The sequence below is a fragment of the Acinetobacter sp. C13 genome, from assembly GCF_016809775.1.
Taxonomy (GTDB): domain Bacteria; phylum Pseudomonadota; class Gammaproteobacteria; order Pseudomonadales; family Moraxellaceae; genus Acinetobacter; species Acinetobacter pittii.
On sequence record NZ_JAFBJL010000002.1, the window covers coordinates 498,793 to 518,208 of the forward strand.

General features: G+C 38.7%; 20 protein-coding genes. 5 read left to right on the forward strand and 15 right to left on the reverse strand.

The annotated features are described in order from the left end of the window. Positions 1-220: 220 nt before the first annotated feature. The 6 genes from purD to JGE69_RS07590 all read right to left on the reverse strand — a co-directional run bounded on the left by purD (position 221) and on the right by JGE69_RS07590 (position 6,085). Positions 221-1,507, reverse strand: a complete 1,287-nt coding sequence (gene purD / locus JGE69_RS07565; protein WP_032035559.1) for a phosphoribosylamine--glycine ligase — start codon at positions 1,505-1,507, stop codon at positions 221-223. A 123-nt stretch (positions 1,508-1,630) separates the two neighbouring features. After that, entirely contained in the window at positions 1,631-3,205 is a 1,575-nt protein-coding gene (gene purH, locus JGE69_RS07570; protein WP_068529963.1) for a bifunctional phosphoribosylaminoimidazolecarboxamide formyltransferase/IMP cyclohydrolase, read from the reverse strand. 85 nt (positions 3,206-3,290) lie between these two features. Then, entirely contained in the window at positions 3,291-3,560 is a 270-nt protein-coding gene (gene fis / locus JGE69_RS07575; RefSeq protein WP_001086304.1) for a DNA-binding transcriptional regulator Fis, read from the reverse strand. Positions 3,561-3,936: 376 nt separating this feature from the next. Continuing rightward, the gene (locus JGE69_RS07580; RefSeq protein WP_032035554.1) at positions 3,937-4,782 is read right to left on the reverse strand and encodes a zinc-ribbon and DUF3426 domain-containing protein; all 846 of its coding nucleotides are present in this window, start codon (positions 4,780-4,782) and stop codon (positions 3,937-3,939) included. Between the two features lie 12 nt (positions 4,783-4,794). Then, on the reverse strand, positions 4,795-5,700 hold the full coding sequence (gene prmA / locus JGE69_RS07585) for a 50S ribosomal protein L11 methyltransferase (RefSeq protein ID WP_002119634.1): 906 nt from the start codon (positions 5,698-5,700) through the stop codon (positions 4,795-4,797). Positions 5,701-5,854: 154 nt separating this feature from the next. Then, positions 5,855-6,085 carry a hypothetical protein gene (locus JGE69_RS07590; RefSeq protein ID WP_199112889.1) on the reverse strand — a complete coding sequence of 77 codons (231 nt, stop codon included), beginning with the start codon at positions 6,083-6,085 and terminating at the stop codon, positions 5,855-5,857. A 232-nt stretch (positions 6,086-6,317) separates the two neighbouring features. Here JGE69_RS07590 and mnmG point away from each other — a divergent pair, with 232 nt between their 5' ends. Beyond that, positions 6,318-8,198, forward strand: coding sequence for a tRNA uridine-5-carboxymethylaminomethyl(34) synthesis enzyme MnmG (gene mnmG / locus JGE69_RS07595; RefSeq protein ID WP_005068479.1), 1,881 nt, complete (start codon positions 6,318-6,320; stop codon positions 8,196-8,198). A gap of 375 nt (positions 8,199-8,573) precedes the next feature. Here mnmG and JGE69_RS07600 read toward each other — a convergent pair whose 3' ends face one another. Next, a complete protein-coding gene (locus JGE69_RS07600) occupies positions 8,574-9,581 on the reverse strand; it encodes a helix-turn-helix transcriptional regulator (RefSeq protein WP_002119763.1) in 1,008 nt (335 codons plus the stop codon). A gap of 225 nt (positions 9,582-9,806) precedes the next feature. Here JGE69_RS07600 and JGE69_RS07605 point away from each other — a divergent pair, with 225 nt between their 5' ends. The 4 genes from JGE69_RS07605 to JGE69_RS07620 are packed head-to-tail and all read left to right on the forward strand — an operon-like array spanning position 9,807 to position 13,509. Continuing rightward, positions 9,807-11,357: a circularly permuted type 2 ATP-grasp protein gene (locus JGE69_RS07605; RefSeq protein WP_199112887.1), complete on the forward strand. Its 1,551-nt coding sequence runs from the start codon at positions 9,807-9,809 to the stop codon at positions 11,355-11,357. A 22-nt stretch (positions 11,358-11,379) separates the two neighbouring features. Beyond that, a complete protein-coding gene (locus JGE69_RS07610; protein ID WP_199112885.1) occupies positions 11,380-11,976 on the forward strand; it encodes an alpha-E domain-containing protein in 597 nt (198 codons plus the stop codon). Positions 11,977-11,978: 2 nt separating this feature from the next. After that, on the forward strand, positions 11,979-12,758 hold the full coding sequence (locus JGE69_RS07615) for a transglutaminase family protein (protein WP_039758311.1): 780 nt from the start codon (positions 11,979-11,981) through the stop codon (positions 12,756-12,758). Between the two features lie 16 nt (positions 12,759-12,774). After that, positions 12,775-13,509: a proteasome-type protease gene (locus tag JGE69_RS07620; protein WP_199112883.1), complete on the forward strand. Its 735-nt coding sequence runs from the start codon at positions 12,775-12,777 to the stop codon at positions 13,507-13,509. Between the two features lie 60 nt (positions 13,510-13,569). On the opposite strand, the gene alr is transcribed toward JGE69_RS07620, so the two are convergent. The 8 genes from alr to cyoC form a co-directional block, all read right to left on the reverse strand. After that, positions 13,570-14,640: an alanine racemase gene (gene alr / locus JGE69_RS07625; RefSeq protein WP_104074307.1), complete on the reverse strand. Its 1,071-nt coding sequence runs from the start codon at positions 14,638-14,640 to the stop codon at positions 13,570-13,572. A gap of 32 nt (positions 14,641-14,672) precedes the next feature. Beyond that, positions 14,673-16,118 (reverse strand): replicative DNA helicase, encoded by a 1,446-nt coding sequence (gene dnaB, locus JGE69_RS07630; protein WP_002119718.1) that lies wholly within the window; start codon positions 16,116-16,118, stop codon positions 14,673-14,675. A 197-nt stretch (positions 16,119-16,315) separates the two neighbouring features. Beyond that, entirely contained in the window at positions 16,316-16,762 is a 447-nt protein-coding gene (gene rplI, locus JGE69_RS07635) for a 50S ribosomal protein L9 (RefSeq protein WP_000382591.1), read from the reverse strand. 8 nt (positions 16,763-16,770) lie between these two features. After that, positions 16,771-16,998, reverse strand: a complete 228-nt coding sequence (gene rpsR / locus JGE69_RS07640) for a 30S ribosomal protein S18 (protein WP_000090661.1) — start codon at positions 16,996-16,998, stop codon at positions 16,771-16,773. A gap of 11 nt (positions 16,999-17,009) precedes the next feature. After that, positions 17,010-17,393 carry a 30S ribosomal protein S6 gene (rpsF, locus tag JGE69_RS07645; RefSeq protein ID WP_002119610.1) on the reverse strand — a complete coding sequence of 128 codons (384 nt, stop codon included), beginning with the start codon at positions 17,391-17,393 and terminating at the stop codon, positions 17,010-17,012. 180 nt (positions 17,394-17,573) lie between these two features. Continuing rightward, entirely contained in the window at positions 17,574-18,452 is an 879-nt protein-coding gene (cyoE, locus tag JGE69_RS07650; RefSeq protein WP_002119614.1) for a heme o synthase, read from the reverse strand. 10 nt (positions 18,453-18,462) lie between these two features. Beyond that, entirely contained in the window at positions 18,463-18,792 is a 330-nt protein-coding gene (locus tag JGE69_RS07655; RefSeq protein WP_000094534.1) for a cytochrome o ubiquinol oxidase subunit IV, read from the reverse strand. Then, positions 18,792-19,412 (reverse strand): cytochrome o ubiquinol oxidase subunit III, encoded by a 621-nt coding sequence (gene cyoC, locus JGE69_RS07660; RefSeq protein WP_016140562.1) that lies wholly within the window; start codon positions 19,410-19,412, stop codon positions 18,792-18,794. Before cyoC ends, JGE69_RS07655 begins: the two co-directional genes overlap by 1 nt. Positions 19,413-19,416 lie beyond the last annotated feature (4 nt).

Sequence of the window (19,416 nt, forward strand, 5' to 3'; positions counted from 1 at the left end):
ATTTGTAGAGCAAGTCTTTATGGAAATTATTAAAACAGCAGTGTCTGATGACAGTTACAACTATGTACTAATGATAGCAATAAAAATGTAGTTGATATAGAGGGCTTTTTTCTATTTGTTGATATCTTAATAAATCTTATAAAAAATTTATATTATTTTCTTATGCTGGGGTACAAAATAAAAAAAAGCTTCCTAAGTAGGAAGCTTTTTTTATTAACTTTTATTCAGCTTTTTCACGAGCAATTGCGCGATAGCCAATGTCACTACGATATTGCATACCTGTAAAGGTCACTTGTCCGCATACTTCAAGTGCATTAATTTGTGCTTCAAGCACGCTGTCGCCTAGCGCAGTTACACAAAGAACTCGACCACCAGAAGTTACGATGTGACCATCTTCACGAGTTGCAGTACCTGCATGGAAAATTTTAGTATCTTCAGGTGATTGTCCGATACCAGAAATTACATCGCCTTTGCGTACGCTATCAGGATAGCCTTCAGCTGCAAGTACGATACCGATTGACTTACGCTCGTCCCATTCAGCTTCTTTTGGTAAATTGCCAGCAATACCAGCTTCTACCAATTCAACAAGAGATGACTTTAAGCGCATCATGATTGGCTGAGTTTCAGGATCACCGAAACGACAGTTGAACTCGATCACACGTGGTTGACCTTGTTCATCAATCATTAAGCCAGCATATAAGAAACCAGTGTAGACATGTCCGTCAGCAGCCATACCTTCAACAGTCGGACGCATGATTTCAGTCATAACACGTTCGAAAATTTCAGAAGTTACCACCGGAGCAGGAGAGTAAGCACCCATACCGCCAGTATTAGGACCTTGATCGCCTTCAAAAATACGCTTGTGATCTTGTGAAGTTGCCATTGGTAAAATGTTTTTACCATCAATCATACAAATGAAAGAAGCTTCTTCACCTGCAAGGAACTGTTCAATTACAACACGTGAACCAGCATCACCGAATTTGTTGCCTGCAAGCATGTCATCAATTGCTGCAAAAGCTTCTTCGTTGGTCATTGCAACGATTACACCTTTACCAGCAGCAAGACCGTCTGCCTTAATTACAATTGGTGCACCATTTTTTTCAACATAAGCTTTAGCTGCATCAATTTCCGTAAATACTTCGTAAAAAGCAGTTGGGATGTTATGACGCTTTAAAAAATGTTTAGCAAATGCCTTTGAGCCTTCAAGCTGCGCAGCATATTGAGTTGGTCCCCAAATTTTTAGACCTGCTTCGCGAGCAGCATCTACCACACCATTCACTAAAGGTGCTTCTGGACCAACAATAATAAGTTCAACATTATTTTCTTTAGCAAAAGCGATAATTGCAGGGTTGTCTAAAATATCAAGCTGAACATTAACGCATTTGTCTTCAGTTGCAGTTCCCGCATTTCCCGGTGCAACGAAAACTTGAGTAACTTTGGTATCTTGCGCGATTTTCCATGCCAAAGCATGTTCACGACCACCACTACCTAAAACTAAAATATTCATTTTTAATTTGTTCCTTAACTTTAATCCTTTTCATCCCCCTCTATTCCTCAAGGTGGAGTTTAGCTCCATTATTGTGGAAAACCCTCCTGAATGAAAGGAGGGTTAGGGAGGACTAAATTTAAATTAGTGGCGGAAATGGCGCATACCAGTGAACACCATTGCAATACCAGCTTCGTCTGCTGCAGCGATTACTTCTTCATCACGCATAGAACCACCTGGTTGAATGATGCATTTAATGCCAGCTTTAGCAGCATTATCAATACCGTCACGGAACGGGAAGAATGCATCAGATGCCATTACAGCACCTTCAACAACCAAACCAGCATGTTCAGCTTTAATGGCAGCAATACGAGCTGAGTTAACGCGACTCATTTGACCTGCACCTACACCAATAGTTTGGCGGTTTTTAGCATAAACAATTGCGTTTGATTTTACATATTTCGCAACTTTCCAAGCAAAGATGAGGTCATCAATTTCTTGTTCAGTTGGCGCACGCTTAGTAACTACTTTAAGATCATCTTTAGTGATCATGCCCAAGTCTTGATCTTGAACAAGTAAGCCACCATTTACGCGTTTATAGTCAAGTTGCGGTGCACGTGCATCAATAGCAGGTAACTCGCCACATACTAAAACACGTACATTTTTCTTAGCGCCAGTTATTTCAAGTACGCCATCAGCAATACTTGGAGCAATAATCACTTCAACGAATTGACGCTCTACAATTGCTTGAGCAGTTGCAACATCTAATTCACGGTTGAATGCAATAATACCGCCAAAAGCAGATTCTGGATCAGTTGCATAAGCTAAATCATAAGCAGCTTTAATGCCGTCTAAAGAAACCGCAACACCACAAGGGTTAGCATGTTTCACGATGACACAAGCAGGTTTTGCGAATGATTTAACACATTCAAGTGCAGCATCTGTATCTGCAATGTTGTTATAAGACAATTCTTTGCCTTGTAACTGTTTTGCAGTAGAAACTGATGCTTCTTTTGCATTAGCTTCGACATAGAAAGCAGCCGATTGATGTGGGTTTTCACCGTAACGTAAATCTTGTGCTTTGTTCAATTGAGTATTGAATGTACGAGGGAATAAATCAGCTTCGCCTTCGGTCTTACCAACGCGAGCGCCTAAGTAAGAAGCGATCATGCCATCGTATTGAGCTGTATGTTCAAATGCTTTAACTGCTAAATCAAAACGTGTTTCATAAGAAAGTGAACCAGCAGTTTTTAATTCATTAATTACAGTGTCGTAATCAGAAGCATTAACTACAATACCTACTGAAGCATGGTTTTTAGCAGCCGCACGAACCATTGTAGGACCACCGATGTCGATATTTTCGATTGCATCAGGAAGAGTACAGTCAGGTTTTGCAACAGTTGCAGCAAATGGGTAAAGGTTTACAACAACAAGATCAATCGGATCGATGTTGTGTTCTTCCATAACTGCTTCATCTAAACCGCGACGAGCAAGAATACCGCCATGAATTTTTGGATGTAATGTCTTAACACGACCATCCATCATTTCAGGGAAGCCAGTATGTTCAGATACTTCTACAACCGCGATATTATTATCTTTAAGCAACTTATATGTGCCGCCTGTAGATAATAGTTCTACCCCTAGAGCTGCAAGGTTTTGAGCAAATTCGACAATTCCTGTCTTATCAGATACAGAAATCAAAGCACGTTTAATAGTCATGATGTTTAATTCAACAATTTCAAGTCTACGGATTAAAACCAATAAGCATAAAAAAATGCCCACGACGTCGTGAGCATTTTATCATTTATTCACTCATTAAACCGTGAGCTTTTAACTTTTTACGTAAAGTGCCACGGTTGAGTCCAAGAATTTCTGCAGCACGCGTTTGATTACCACGTGTATATTCAAGAACTACAGATAAAAGAGGTTTCTCCATTTCTGCTAGCACCATGTCATATACCTGAGATGGTTGCTCACCTTGCAATTGTGCAAAATAATGGCGAACTGCGCGATCCACGTGGATGCGAAGAGCAACATCAGATTGTGCAGTAAAAATAGGAGATTTGCTATTCATGCGAGTTAATCCGAAAATCAAATACTAGCTTGGGTAAAGTAGTATATAAATGTGGTCTAAAAATACGGAGTCCTGTTTTAGATCCTAAAACAGTGACTCTAAAACATAAGAACAATTAGCTTGCCATATTTCTTCGTATTGAATAAAAAATAAGCGTAACAATAATTAAATATTTGTTACAGCCCCCTCAAAAACAAAAAAAGTTAGGCTATGCGCTTAAAGTAGAAAAGCACACATGCTTAACAGTATTTTTTTTGGATTGAGAGCGAGGAGTATATGAGTCAAAGCTTTCGTGGCGCGTATCATACCATTGTCTAGGAAAAAGTGAGCAAATTAACTGCATTTTTTTTTATTTTTTTTTCACTTTTTTTACATTTTAGGGGTGGACAATTTCTAATCGATAATTTACTAGCCTTTTTTTGCTTTTGTTTAGCTCAAATTCGAATCGGAAAGGGGTATTTGATGGAATACGTTGAATACCCCTTAAGTTTTCAACTAGATATTGTTGAGGAGTTAATATGATTTCCTCTGTTTTGTCTGGCTCTGTTGCAAAAATCAACTTTAGATTAGGAAGCTCAATACTTTTATCATTCTGATTGAGCAATATGCCTGAGAACTGGGTATGGTTTGCGTCGATTTTGCGGACTTTTAACTTTTCTATATAGATAAGTTGATAAAGTTCTGCTGATTTGTTGCAGTGTAGTATTTGGCAAACGTAATTAAAAGCATGGCTAACGGTTGGGCTTGCATGCATGAGCTTAGGGTTAAACCAGAGAATTTGAAAAGTAAAAACTAAAATTAAAATAAGGTTGGCAGAGCTCCAGAGCGTATAGTAAAGCCAACTATGCTTTTTATTGTTGTCTTGTTCTTGTGGGGATGCCTGCTCAGCTAAATTAAGGTTTGGTAGAGCATTAATAGGTTCGTTGTGAAAGTAATTTAAGTTGTTGAGGTAAGTTAAAAGATCAATATTAGAGTTTTCTACTTTTTGGTCAAAGATATCTAATACGTGAGAATGCGTCATATATCTTGTCTGCATTGAACCGTTGGCTAACGTCGTTGAGTTGACCATAACTGGCTGTTCAATATTGATTAGATGGGTTAAGGCATTAAAGCTTGAATTACATTTAGGGCAACAAACCATACCCTGAGCAACAGTCAATTGAGTAAGAGATACTTTATAAACTGTTAAACACTTAGGGCAGCGGGTTTGTTTTTCATTCATGAGTTAAAAATCTCAATTTATTGTTTTACGTTTTCCTGAAATGCGACACCAGTTTTCTTCGCGCTTTTCGACATCTAATATATCAAAAAATTCAGAATAAACACGTGAAACATCAGCAACTTGCTCTTCAATCACACCAGCAAGTGCGAACTCGCCCTCAGATTTGATTAAATTTGCAAATTCAGGCGCAAGCATCATTAAAGGTCCTGCTAAAATGTTTGCAACTAAAACATCGGCTTGTTTAGGTTTGAATTCTTGATCAAACTCTTCAGGAAGACCTACATATAGTCGATCTAATACACCATTGAGCTCTGCATTTTGTTTTGTTGCTAAAACAGCCTGAGGATCAATATCGGTAGCGTATACTTTTTTAGCGCCTAATAATAAAGCTGCTACGCCTAAAATGCCTGAACCACAGCCATAATCAATCACGATTTTATCTTTAACGTCAGTTTTACCCAGCCATTGTAAGCATAGGAAAGTACTTGCGTGATTACCTGTACCAAATGCAAGACCTGGATCTAACTTAATGTTAGTTGCGTCTGCTTCTGGTGGCTCTAGCCATTCAGGCACGATCCAGAACTTTTCCCCAATCTGAATTGGCTCATAGTAATCCATCCATGCGCGTTCCCACACTTGATCTTCAAGTTCTTCATGACGCATAGGGACATCTGGAAGTTGAGCTTTTAAAAAAGCTTCTAAAGTGTCGACATCAATAGGGTCTTGTTCGTCTTGTTGATAGATGCCTGTCACAATAACTTTGTTCCATAAAGGTGTTTCACCCGGTAATGGTTCAAGTAAAGCCTGATCTTCAGCATCATCCAGCGTTACGCTTACCGCACCTAGAGACATTAAAAGTGTTTCTGTGAACTCAACTTGTTCTTGATCAACGGTAATGTGTATTTGTAACCACTTCACGAAAAGGACCTAAAAATTTTATTTAAAGGCGTATTGTAGCGGACTAGACCATTTTAAAAAAGAAAGCGGCCCATCTTTAATGGACCGTCTTTGAAAATACTGATGAGATATAGCGGAAAATAAATGACTTCTTCTATACCTATGTTAAAACAGATTAAGGAGCAGGGGCCTTAAATTGTAACTTGCCATTTTCGTTTGGTTGGCAAGTACCGTTAAAGGTTACACCGTTGTGATTGTAAGAAACCCATTCACCTTGCTGTTTTTTTGAACAGACTCGAATTTGTTTTTGCGTTTCGGCTTTGCTCGTGTCAGCAGCATGGGTAAAAGTTACGCCTGAAAAACAAATTAGAGATGCAGTTAAGATTTTTAACATGGTCGTTTTCATTTTGTATTCCTTCTCGTTGCGTTAATTTTAAAGTCATAGAAGTGCTGTACATTTTTTATTCTAAGATGAATTAATTTTAAAAACATTCACTTTGTATTGAATTCATGAAACAAAATGTCAAATCATGTGGCATAGCGTAAATTATGTGAAGACAATTTTGTAATTATGTACATCAATAAGCAGATAATTTTGCTATAATGTTCCGTCTTTTTTTTCTGGTGTTTTTGTACTCATGCACTATCCTAAAGTTTATGATGTTATCGTTATCGGTGGCGGTCACGCAGGTACGGAAGCGGCCCTTGCTGCTGCGCGTATGGGACGACAGACTTTGCTTTTGACCCATAACATTGAGACTTTGGGCCAAATGAGTTGTAACCCAGCAATTGGTGGTATTGGTAAGTCTCACCTAGTCCGTGAAATTGATGCACTTGGCGGTGCAATGGCCTTGGCTGCCGATAAAGGTGGTATTCAGTTCCGTATTTTAAATTCGCGTAAAGGTGCAGCTGTGCGTGCAACACGTGCTCAAGCTGATCGTGTTCGTTACAAAGCTGCCATTCGTGATACTTTGGAAAATCAAGTAAATCTTGATATTTTCCAGCAAGCAGCGGATGACCTGATTGTTGAAGGCGATACCGTTAAAGGCGTTGTTACCCAAATGGGTATTCGCTTTGATGCTAAAACTGTTGTGTTGACTACAGGTACATTCTTGGGTGGTGTCATCCACGTTGGTTTAGAAAAATCAAGCGGTGGTCGTGCGGGGGATCCTCCTTCTATTGCACTTGCTCAACGTTTACGTGAATTAAAATTACCAGTGGGACGTTTAAAAACTGGTACTCCGCCACGTATTGATGCACGTTCAGTTGATTTTTCAGTCATGATTCCGCAGCCAGGTGATTTCCCATCTCCAGTGATGTCATTCATGGGTGATGCTTCTATGCACCCTGAACAAGTAAACTGTTATATCACTCATACAAATGAAAAAACACACGACATTATTCGTGGTGGTTTAGACCGTTCACCAATGTACACTGGTGTTATTGAAGGTGTAGGTCCGCGTTACTGCCCATCAATCGAAGATAAGATTCATCGTTTCGCTGATAAAGACTCACATCAAGTATTCTTGGAGCCAGAAGGTCTAGATACACACGAGCTTTATCCAAACGGTATTTCAACTTCTTTACCATTTGATGTTCAGTTCGAGCTTGTACGTTCAATTCGTGGTATGGAAAATGCTCATATCTTACGTCCGGGCTATGCAATTGAATATGACTATTTCAACCCGCAAGCTTTGAAATTTACCCTCGAAACTAAAGCGATTAATGGCTTGTATTTCGCTGGTCAAATTAATGGTACAACAGGTTACGAAGAAGCTGGTGCCCAAGGTTTACTTGCAGGTTTAAATGCTGCGCGTCGTGCGTGGGAGCAAGAAGAATGGACGCCTAAACGTGACCAAGCTTATATGGGTGTGTTGGTTGATGACCTCATCACGTTAGGTACTAAAGAACCGTACCGTATGTTTACCTCACGTGCTGAATATCGTTTGATGTTACGTGAAGATAATGCGGATCAGCGCTTAACTTCTATCGGTCGTGAACTTGGTTTGGTTGATGATGTACGTTGGGCTGCTTATTGCGAAAAAATGGAAGCGGTTGAGCGTGAAACCTCTCGTTTACAACATTTATGGGCAGCACCAAATAACCCTATGGGTAAAAAATTCGTTGAAATGACGGGTGCTGATTTGAGTAAGGAATGTAGTGCGATTGATTTGCTTAAGCGCCCTAATATCACCTTCGGTCAAATTGCTGAACTTACTGGTTCTGAAGTTTCAGAACAAGTGGGTGAGCAAATTGAAATTGCTGTGAAATATGAAGGTTACATTAACCGTCAGCATGAAGATGTTGCTCAATTAAAGCGTCTTGAAGAAACTAAAATTCCTGCCGACTTTGACTATGATGTCGTGTCTGGATTGTCACGTGAAATCACGCAGAAGTTAAAAACAGTTCTTCCAGAAACTTTAGCTCAAGCAAGCCGTATTCCTGGTGTTACACCAGCAGCAGTTCAGCTTGTAATGATCACAATTCGTAAGAATAATATGATTAAGAAAACAGCTTAATCATTTAAATGTACAAAAAGCCCAGTTAAGACTGGGCTTTTTTATTTTCTGTTCAAAAAATATATGGAAACTTCCTAAGGAAGAAAAGAGATTTCGCTTCCTTTTTTTCTTATTTCACATATTTTAAGTCGCCAGTTATATTGAATTCACGTTCAAACAAGAGGGCTTTAATCATGACAATGAAATCAATTCGCTACAATGGATATGAAATGGCATGCCAATGCTCATGTTCAAAATAGCGCAAAAGAAAGGGCAGATCAGTTTTGATGGGGGAGAACACATTGATCTGAAAACAGTAAAAAATAAGAACAATATAAAATTAAGAAAATTATAATTCAAAATCTAAAGAGAACCTTATGGTTCTCTTTTTTATATCTATTTATTCTCAGTTTCAATTTCTCGCACAGCATTATGTACTTGTACTGGTTCAATATGCAGTAATTTCTTACCAAAACTACGTAACCACCATACTAGTTGAGATGTAAAAGGTACAGTCGCTGAAACTTCTACAATATTTTCTTCAAGCGGAGTAATCGTTTGGTCTTTACTTAACTGACTTTCATAAAAGGTTTTCGCAGTTTGCTCTGTCATGGTTAAGGTGAGCTGAATTGATTCAGTTGGTTGGTTATAGTCCACTCTAAAGCCTAAAGCCCCTGAATCAATATAATGATCAATATCAAAATTAACTGGATGCAGTGCTCGGCTGTCTAATACTTTTGCTGATTTAAAACGGTGCAGAGCAAATGTTTGCACTTCAGTTTTGTCATGTCGTGTGCAAATTAAATAAATGACTGCACCTTTTTGTACCAAAGCCAAAGGATTTAAAACATAAGTTCTGTCTTCACCCTGATTGACCCTTGCCCGATAAACACATTCTATTTGCTTGTCTTGGAGTAAGCCTTCATAAATTGCTTGTTGAGCATTTCGGTCAACTACAGGCGGAATTAACGGTTGGCTTGCTGGAACAATACGTACACGGTTAATCCACTGTCTCACATTATTTTGTGTAGAAAGGCTACGTTTGGCCAAATCGAACCATGGTCCCATCTCATCAAGCAGGCTCGGAGGAAGGAGGTGTTTAAGGTGCTCCTCAACCATCATAAAGGTTACCGCTTGAGAACTTGTCATGTGAGGTAAGCTTTGAATAGGTGCATCTGATTGCCACCGCCAGCCTTGAGGTACGGCTTTATTGCTCTCTATCGGAAAACGCTGAGCAATTTGATTTAAGTCACGCTGAATAGTCCTTAAACTAATATCAATACCTTCACGCTCAAGCATTTCTTGCAATTCTCGAGTCCCGATCCATTTGCCGGTCGGTAAGCGAGACAAGATCTGCCATTGGCGATATAAACTATTCGAAGTTTCTTTTTCTATTACAGACATAAGCGTAATGCATCTATAGCCAATTGCTTTGGTGTCAACACAATAAAAAAACTTTACAGATTTAGCAAGTTTGTCAGATTCAGTTTATAGCCCATTGGGCAAACGATGATAAGATTTAGAAGAAAGTTATAACAATGATGCCGTACAAGTATTACAGATATATAAGTGGCACTGAAATTGCTTATTTAAAAATGAAATATAGATAAATGATAAGACGAGGTGGTTATGTCAGAACAAGAGCATGAATTACATCTAGATAATGATTTTTTTATACAAGAGCAGACAACAACAGCACTCATTAACCCAACCTCTTTTTTAGAACATATTTCTGTGCAAACCAATCTCTTTGAGCAACTAAAATCACAGTTCTTTAATGAGATGCTTGATGATGTAACGTCAAATGGTGCAGCTTCTAAAAAAATTGAACAATGGTTAAGCATTCGTACTTTAGATGAGTTAAAGGAGTTAAATACCCAAGCAAAACAGCATTTTCTTTATCATGGGATTACTTTTAATGTTTATGGCGATAAAGAAGGAACAGAGCGCACTATTCCTTTTGATTTAATTCCAAGAGTAATCGAGAAAAAACAATGGGAAAAAATTGCCTCAGGCTGTGCACAGCGTGTTAAAGCATTAAATTATTTCCTGGATGATATTTATCATGGACAGCATATTTTAAAAGAACAAATCATTCCTGAAGAACAAATTATGGGAAATGACGCTTTCCAGCCCCATATGCTTAAACATTCTTTAAAAGGAAAAATTTATTCACAAATTAGTGGGATCGATATTATCCGTGATGGTGAAGGGGAGTTTTTTGTATTAGAAGATAATTTGAGAACACCTTCTGGGGTGTCTTATATGATTGAGAGCCGAAATATTAGCCAGAAATTAATGCCTGAGCTATGTACAGCCAATAATTTACAGGGGATTGAGCATTATCCAAAACTTTTAAAAGAAATATTGCAAGAAAATTCTTCTGCAGATCAACCCTTTATTGTGGTGCTAACACCAGGGCGTTTTAACAGTGCTTATTATGAGCACGCTTTTCTAGCGCGTGAAATGGATGTGCCATTAGTTACAAATCGGGATTTATTTGTAGAAAATGATCAAGTATTTGTCAAAACTATTCGTGGGCGTCAAAAAGTAGACGTAATTTACCGCCGTTTAGATGATGACTTTCTAGATCCTTTAGCATTTCGACCAGACAGTGCTTTAGGTGTAGCAGGTCTTATGTCTGCTTATTTACAAAAAAATGTTGTGATTGCAAATGCACCTGGAACGGGTGTGGCTGATGATAAATCTATCTATCCTTATGCAGATCAAATGATTCAATATTATTTAGATGAAACACCAATTCTAAAAAATGTACCCACTTATCAGTGCCGTAAAGAAGAACACTTAGATTATGTACTCTCTAATCTTGATCAATTAGTCGTTAAGGAAGCACAAGGTTCGGGCGGATACGGCATGTTGATTGGACCTAAAGCAAGCTCATGCGAAATTGATGACTTTAGAAAAAAATTGATTGCGATGCCACATATGTATATTGCGCAGCCTACCTTAGCTTTATCTGTCGCTCCAACTTTAACGACAGGCGGGGTGGCTGAGCGTCATATTGATTTGCGTCCATTTGTATTGAGCTCACCTTATCGTACAGAGATTGTGCCTGGAGGCTTAACACGTGTGGCCATGCAAGCGGGTTCTTTAGTTGTAAATTCGTCTCAAGGTGGCGGTATAAAAGATACATGGGTTGTTGAAACATTACATTCCTGATTGTGGGTTAAAGAGGAACTTTATGGTTTTACTCAATTCGAGTGCGCATCAAATATATTGGTTGGGTCGATATTTGATGCGAGTTAAATTTGCAGCCTCTCATTTACCCTTTACAGAAGATGAGAAAGCAACAAGATTTGCAGCAGCATTTGGTTTGGTCATAGAAAATGCTGAATTACTAAATCACTATATGTTAGACAAGAAGCAAACATTTTCATTACTGAACCAGCTCATTATTGCTAAAGATAATATTCAGGAACTAAGAGGTATTTTGTCATCACATGCTTATGCAGAATTAAATAATGTGATTAATACGCTTCAAGCTCAACCTGATGCATTGAGTAAAGCAGTCGAACAATGCACGCAAATACTAGAAGTGGAACATGAAGATGTTCGTTTATTTTTGCATTTAGGCCAAAAAATAGAGCAATTTGATATAGAACTGCGTTTTGGAGAAGATTTATCCGTTCTCATATCAGAGCTAGATATTGTGGTGCAACAGCTCGCTAATTTGAATTGGGAAAATATAAATGAAAATTGGCAAGCACTAAAGCAGCAACTTACGTGGGACGCTTACTATAATTTTACACAGCAGTTGGAAAATATGTTTGAGGGCTGATTATGAAATTGATGGTTAATCATCAAACGCATTATAGCTATACTGAAACTGCTCGGAACAGCATTCAGTATATTAAAATGATGCCTCAAACATCGCCTCACCAACATGTTATGAATTGGGCAATTAGCGTGCCGGGTGATAAAACAATAAAGAGAGATATATTTAACAATGTATGGATGACGGCTAGTCAGCGTTATCCATATCAACATCTTACATTTATGGCCCAAGGAATTGTTGAGCTTCGAAATGTAGAACTAGGTTGTGTAGATCTCTCTACACCTACAAATTTGTTTTTGCAGATGACAGGTGCAACTCGATGTGATTCGGAAATGTTGGACTTTGCCAAACATATTGTAGTGGTTAAGGATCGACAGCATATTGCGTTATTAAGCGAATATATCTTGCAAAAAATACTTTATCAGCCTGAAAGTACTTCGGTTCAGACAACTGCGATCGAAGCATTTCATGCTGGTCAAGGTGTATGCCAAGATCATGCTCACATTTTAATTGCGATGTGTCGTGCGCTACAATTACCTGCACGTTATGTCTCTGGTTATCTATTTGATCAAAACTATCCGCACCTTGCCAGTCACGCTTGGGCGGAGGTATTTTTAGAAAATCAGTGGTATTGTTTTGATGTAAGCAATCAGTTGTTTACACCCAAACATCATATCTACCTTGCAGTAGGACGTGACTATCTCGATGTGGCACCTATTCGTGGCGTAAGAGAGCAAGGTGGAGTTGAGAACATGATGTCTGTGGTTCAAGTGTTGGCATGTTGAATGTAAAGAGAATGAAATGACCTATTGTTGTGCGCTAAGATTGGAACAAGGTTTAGTGTTTATTAGTGACACAAGAACCAATGCAGGAGTTGACCATATTTCTGTGTTCCGAAAACTGCATACTTTCGGCGTTACCGGAGAACGTTTTATTGCCTTGCAAACTGCAGGTAACTTAGCAACCACGCAAGCTGTTATAGGTCATTTACAAAATGCCCTGACTTTGCAGCAAGAGCCTAATTTATATAGTGTTAATACGATGTTTGAGGTGGCTGAACTAATTGGTAAAACCTTAAAAACTGTTTTAGAGGATATTAGTTCGGATACCCAAGAACAAATGAATTATGCCTGTAGTATTTTGGTGGGTGGGCAGATTAAGGGTGGTGACATGCAACTTTATAATGTTTATCCACAAGGCAATTTCATTTGCGCAACTACAGATACACCTTATTTTCAAATAGGTGAGAGTAAATATGGGAAGCCTATTCTGGATCGAGCTTTATATTATGCAATGCCACTAGACGATGCATTACGTTGTAGCCTGATTTCTTTTGATTCGACTTTGCGTTCAAATGTTTCTGTTGGCTTACCACTTGATGCATTGGTCTACATTAAAGATAGCTTTGTTATTCCCATGGGAAAACGAATTACCGAAGATGATCCTTATTTCTCACAGATTAGTAAACAATGGTCAGATACTCTTCGTCGGGGATTACAGGAAATGCCAAAGCCTACAGATGATTACTGGCGATAAACTTTGAATGTTTAAATAAAAAAATCCAAGCATGCTTGGATTTTTTTTATATTTTATTATTTAAGTGCTTTTACGAGTGGGGCGATTACTTAAGCGACAGAGTAATTCATATCCTATCGTTCCGTTTGCATCCGCAACATCATCAACTAAGCGATGTGGACCCCAGAGTTCAACTGGAGTGCCTAATTTTACTTGCTTGCCTGTCACGTCAATTGCAATCATATCCATGCTCACGCGCCCTACAACCGCACAGAGTTGTTTATCGATAGCGACATAGTTTTGTTTAATATAAGCTCGTGGATAACCATCACCGTAACCTATAGAAACAATTGCAATATCCATTGCTTGCGTGGCACAGAAAGTAGAGCCATAACCGACATGTTCATTAGTTTGAATATGGTTGAGTGCAATTACTTCTGCTGAAAAAGTCATCACTGGTTTTAAGTCAAGATCATGGACTGTTTGATCTGCAAAAGGCGAGGCGCCGTAAAGCATGATACCCGGACGAACATAATCAAAATGTAACTCTGGCCATTTATAAATAGCAGCAGAATTACAGCAAGAAGCTAACACTGGATCACAAGCTTGTTTAACTTGTAGAAATTGTTGTTTTTGTTGCTCGTTAAGTGGATGGTCTACATCTGCATTTGCGAAATGCATCGCAAGTACACAAGTAAATCCTTCAGATTTTAAAGTCTTAATAACTTCAATAATTTCTGGATTTTTAAAACCTAACCGGTTCATCCCACTATTAAGTTTAACCCAGACTTTTAAGCCTTGGCTGATGTATGCTTGTTTGTGTTTAATCAACCATTCAAACTGTTGTTGATGGTGAATGACACATTCAAATTTTTGTTTAATCGCAATTGGCATTTCATTTTCAGAAAATACCCCTTCAATTAAAGTAACAGGTTGTTGAAATCCGAGTTCACGGATTTCCAGACCTTCTTGTAGGCAGGCGACACCAAAGGCATCTGATGCATTTAAGGCTGCTAAACAGTCTTTGATTCCATGTCCATAAGCATTGGCTTTTACCATACTTACAATTTTTGAATTTGTTGCAAGTTGTTTGACACGGTTTAAGTTATATTGAATTGCATTGCGGTCAATATAAACTGTTGCTTGGCGCACCCTCATTTACTCCTTTGGGCTAGAGATAGAGCTTATTCTTCATCATCATATTGGCTGTAATACTCAGGAGAGAGATTACTAAATCGAGTATATTGACCTTCAAAAGCAAGACGAACTGAACCAATTGGACCGTTACGCTGCTTACCAATAATAATCTCTGCAGTGCCGGCTTCTTTTGACTCTTTGTTATAAACCTCATCACGGTAAATAAACATAATTAAGTCGGCATCCTGCTCGATCGCTCCGGATTCACGTAAGTCGGACATTACAGGGCGTTTATTTGGACGGTTTTCCAGACTTCGGTTAAGCTGGGAAAGTGCAATAACAGGACATTGCATCTCTTTCGCTAATGCTTTTAAGCTACGTGAAATTTCCGAGATCTCGCCTACACGGTTATCACCCATGCCTGGGACTTTCATGAGCTGCAAGTAATCGACCATGATACAACCGATTTTACCATCATGCATTTTGGCAACACGACGAGCACGGGCACGAAGTTCAGTTGGAGGTAGGGCTGATGAGTCATCAATATACAAATGCATTTGCTGAAGCTGCAAAATTGTACCAGTCACTTTGGTCCATTCATCTGCATCGAGGTTACCAGAGCGTAAATGTCCTTGATGGACTTTACCCATTGCGGAAATAAGACGCATCGCAATCGAGTCTGCTGGCATCTCCATTGAAAAGACCAGAGCAGGTAACTTGTTATATTGCAAAACACTCTCAACCAGATTCATGGCAAAAGTAGTTTTACCCATCGATGGACGTGCAGCAACAATAATTAAGTCACCAGGTTGCATACCAGATGTTTTGTTATCAAGTTCTAAGAAGCCAGTCGTTAAACCTGTAATATTGCCATCTAATTTTGAAAGCTCATCAAGCTTACTAATTACGTCTGCGGTAACAGAACTAATAGATTTAGGACCAGCATCTTTTTTATTGTTATTGTGCTGTTCTGCTAATGAGAAAATACTTGTTTCAGCTAAGTCTAAAATTTCACTAACACCGCGGCCTTTCGTGTCATAAGCATTTTGTAAAATTTCAGTACTAACTTTAATCATACTACGAAGTGTAGAAAACTCTTTAATTTTAGTAGCATAAGTTTCTAAGTTATAGAAACTTGAAGGTGAGTCAGCCATAAGCTGCATTAAGTATTCTTCGCCACCGATAGCATCAAGTAAATTTTGTTTTAAGAGCCAGTCACTTACTAAGACAGCATCATAGGGTGAGTTTTCTTGTGCTAATTTCTCGATTGCACGAAAAATATATTTATGGCGAGTCGCGTAAAAATCATTTTCTTTGAGTACATCGTTAACTTGTTCGAAAGATTCGGCAACTGTCATCAGGGCTGCTAGAACAGCTTGTTCAATAGCTAAATTGTGTGGGGGAGTGCGAAACTCTTTAAGTTGGCCTGATTCACTCGTTTTATTTTCTGTTGGAGATGAAAGCGCTAAAGAAGTGGCATTCGCCTGAGACATAATTAGACCTGATGATAAAGAAAGGTGTACACAAAGAGGCTGTAAAGCCGAGAACTATCTTAAAACAAAATTAAATAAACTACCTAATTAAAAAACCAATTAAACTGAAGAACTGATCAGGAATTAATATATCTTATTTTAAAATTTGAAACATAAAAAAAGAGCATGCAAAAGCATGCTCTTTTTTTGATGAGAAATTACTCAGATACGATAGTAACGAGAACTTCTGCAACAACATCATGGTGCAATTGGATTGCGATGTTGAATTCACCAGTGTGACGAAGCGCGCCATTTGGTAAACGAACTTCTGCACGGTCAACTGTAAGACCAGCATTCGTTAATGCGTCAGCGATGTCACGAGTACCGATAGAACCGAAGAGTTTACCTTCGTCACCAGCTTTAGCAGTGATAACGATGTTAACTTCATTCAATTGTTCAGCACGTGCTTGAGCAGCAGCTAAAACTTCAGCTTCTTGCTTCTCAAGTTCAGCACGACGAGCTTCAAAAGCAGCAGTGTTAGCTTCAGTAGCTGCAACTGCTTTACCTTGAGGGATAAGGAAGTTACGGCCGTAACCAGCTTTAACTGATACTTTATCGCCTAATTTACCAAGGTTCTTAATGCGTTGTAATAAGATAACGTCCACAGATCACCTCACTTATGGTTGTCAGTGTACGGAATCAAAGACAAATAGCGAGCTTGTTTGATAGCAAGTGCTAATTGACGTTGATAACGAGCTTTAGTACCAGTGATACGGCTAGGAACAATCTTGCCGTTTTCAGTGATGTACTGTTTTAAAGTGTCGATATCTTTGTAGTCGATGTACGCAACATTCTCAGCTGTAAAGCGGCAGAACTTGCGACGACGGTAAAAACGTGCCATTGATGTTCTCCTTATTCAGCTTCTTGAGCAACTTGCTGTGCTTCTTCGCGTTGAGCTTTACGCGCACGCTTTTCTTCAGCACTCTTAGCAAGCAATGACTCTTCAGTGATTGCGTGTTCACGACGGATGATAAGGTTACGAATGATCGCGTCGTTATAACGGAATAATTCTTCTAACTCATCAAGCGTAGTTTGACCACATTCAACATTCATAAGAATGTAGTGCGCTTTGTGAATTTTGTTAATTGGGTAAGCCAATTGGCGACGGCCCCAATCTTCTAAACGGTGAATTTGACCTTCAGCTTCTTTGATCTGAGAGATATAGCGTTCAACCATACCTACAACTTGATCGCTTTGGTCTGGGTGTACCAAAAGTACGATTTCGTAATGACGCATTGTCAGCTCCTTACGGTTTAAACAGCCCCTAATAAAAAATTAGAAGCAAGGAGTCATAACTTAATAAGTTATGTCGCAAAATTTGCGAAGGCTGAATTATAGGTAAAAGTTCGACTAAAAACAAATCTTTTGATCAGAAAAGTAAAACTTCTTTACTATAAAGAGGAAATCCTCTCTTGTTTAAAAGAGAGGAAGATTTGGAGCAGGGGATTGATAGGTAAAGCTAAAGCTCAAACTTAACAGGGTAATTAATATGACCGAGTACAGGAAAAAACGTTTAGCCCACAATTGATCATTTTCGGCTTTAAATCCAATAACTGATAAATATAACCAATATGCAGTCAAAGCATTAAAAGTAATTAAAAAGAATACATTGGTATAGCCAAAACAATATAACCCATTCAAAACAGCTGCAAATAATAGGATATAGATTACACATTCAATTTTCGTACGATAAATAGAACGTGCTACAGGCAAAATTGGAATTCCCGCATTTTTGTAATCATCAAAACGATAAATTGCAATTGCCCAAGAGTGAGGCATTTGCCATAAAGCGTATGCTAAAAACAAAAGCAAGGCTGCCACATCAAATTGATGAGTTACTGCTGTATAACCAATAACAGGAGGGCTCGCTCCGGAGATACTACCAATGACGGTTTGATGGATTGAAGTACGTTTGGTCCACAAGCTATAAAAACCGACATAGACAATAAAACCAATCATTGCAAACAAAAATGCATAACCATTTACACCGAACCACAAAATGCTAAAACCAATTACTCCAAGCACTAATGCATATATCAGCGCAACAGTAGGAGAGATTGTTTTTTTAACAAGTGCACGGTTTTGAGTGCGCTGCATCTTTGTATCAATATCTTGATCTATAACATTATTAACCACACAACCAGAAGCCACAACTAAAGTTGTTCCAAGTAGGGTGAGAAGTAATAATAAGATGTCTATAGAGCCTTGGGCGGCTAAGAAAAAGCCGCCCAAGGTGGTAATGAAATTACCGAAGAGAATTCCTGGTTTAGTCAGGAATAGATATTTTCTCAACATGACAATCAGTTTAGATCATCATATTGTAGTGAAGGTAATTCATAATCCACACAGAACCGATTAAAAGTACGGCGATACATAGGATTGTGTAGATGAATGCAATCATATTCCAACGTTGTTCAGATGATGTATTCATGTGTAAGAAGTACACAAGTTGTACAAGAACCTGAGCAACCGCAGTGATTGCAATCACTGTAACTAAAAGACCACGACTGAAACCACCCGCCATCACCATCCCGAAAGGGATGATGGTGAGGATAACAGAAAGGATAAATCCAACAGTGTATTGCTTAAAGTTACCGTGTGACGCACCAGCAGCATTATGCTCATGACTACTCATTAGAGAACTCCCAGTAAGTAAACGACGCTGAATACACAGATCCAAACGATGTCAAGGAAGTGCCAGAACAAGCTTAAGCAAGCAAGACGACGTGTATTCGGTAAAGTCAAACCTTTAGTTTTGATTTGATACATTAATACTAGCATCCACACTAAACCAGAAGTTACGTGGATACCGTGTGTACCAACCAAAGTAAAGAACGATGATAAGAATGCACTGTGAGTTGGACCATGACCTTCTTCTACAAGGTGATGGAATTCATAGAGTTCCATACCGATGAAGGTCGCACCAAAAAGGAATGTAATAAATAACCAAGTAATAACTTGATTTACATTCTTTTTATAAGATGCAAGTACAGCAAAACCGAAAGTTACCGATGAAATCAATAAGGCAAATGTTTCAGTTAACACGTAGCCTAATGATTCATGGAATAGGTCGTATGCACTTGGAGTCCCTGCTGGAACATGACTGCTTAATACAGCGAACGCAATGAAGAGTGATCCGAAAAGAATCAAGTCACTCATCAAGTATGTCCAGAAACCAAAAACCGTTAAATCAGTATCATCATGTTCATGATGACCATCATGGCCGTGGTTGTCGTGATGAAGTACTTCAGCCATTTCC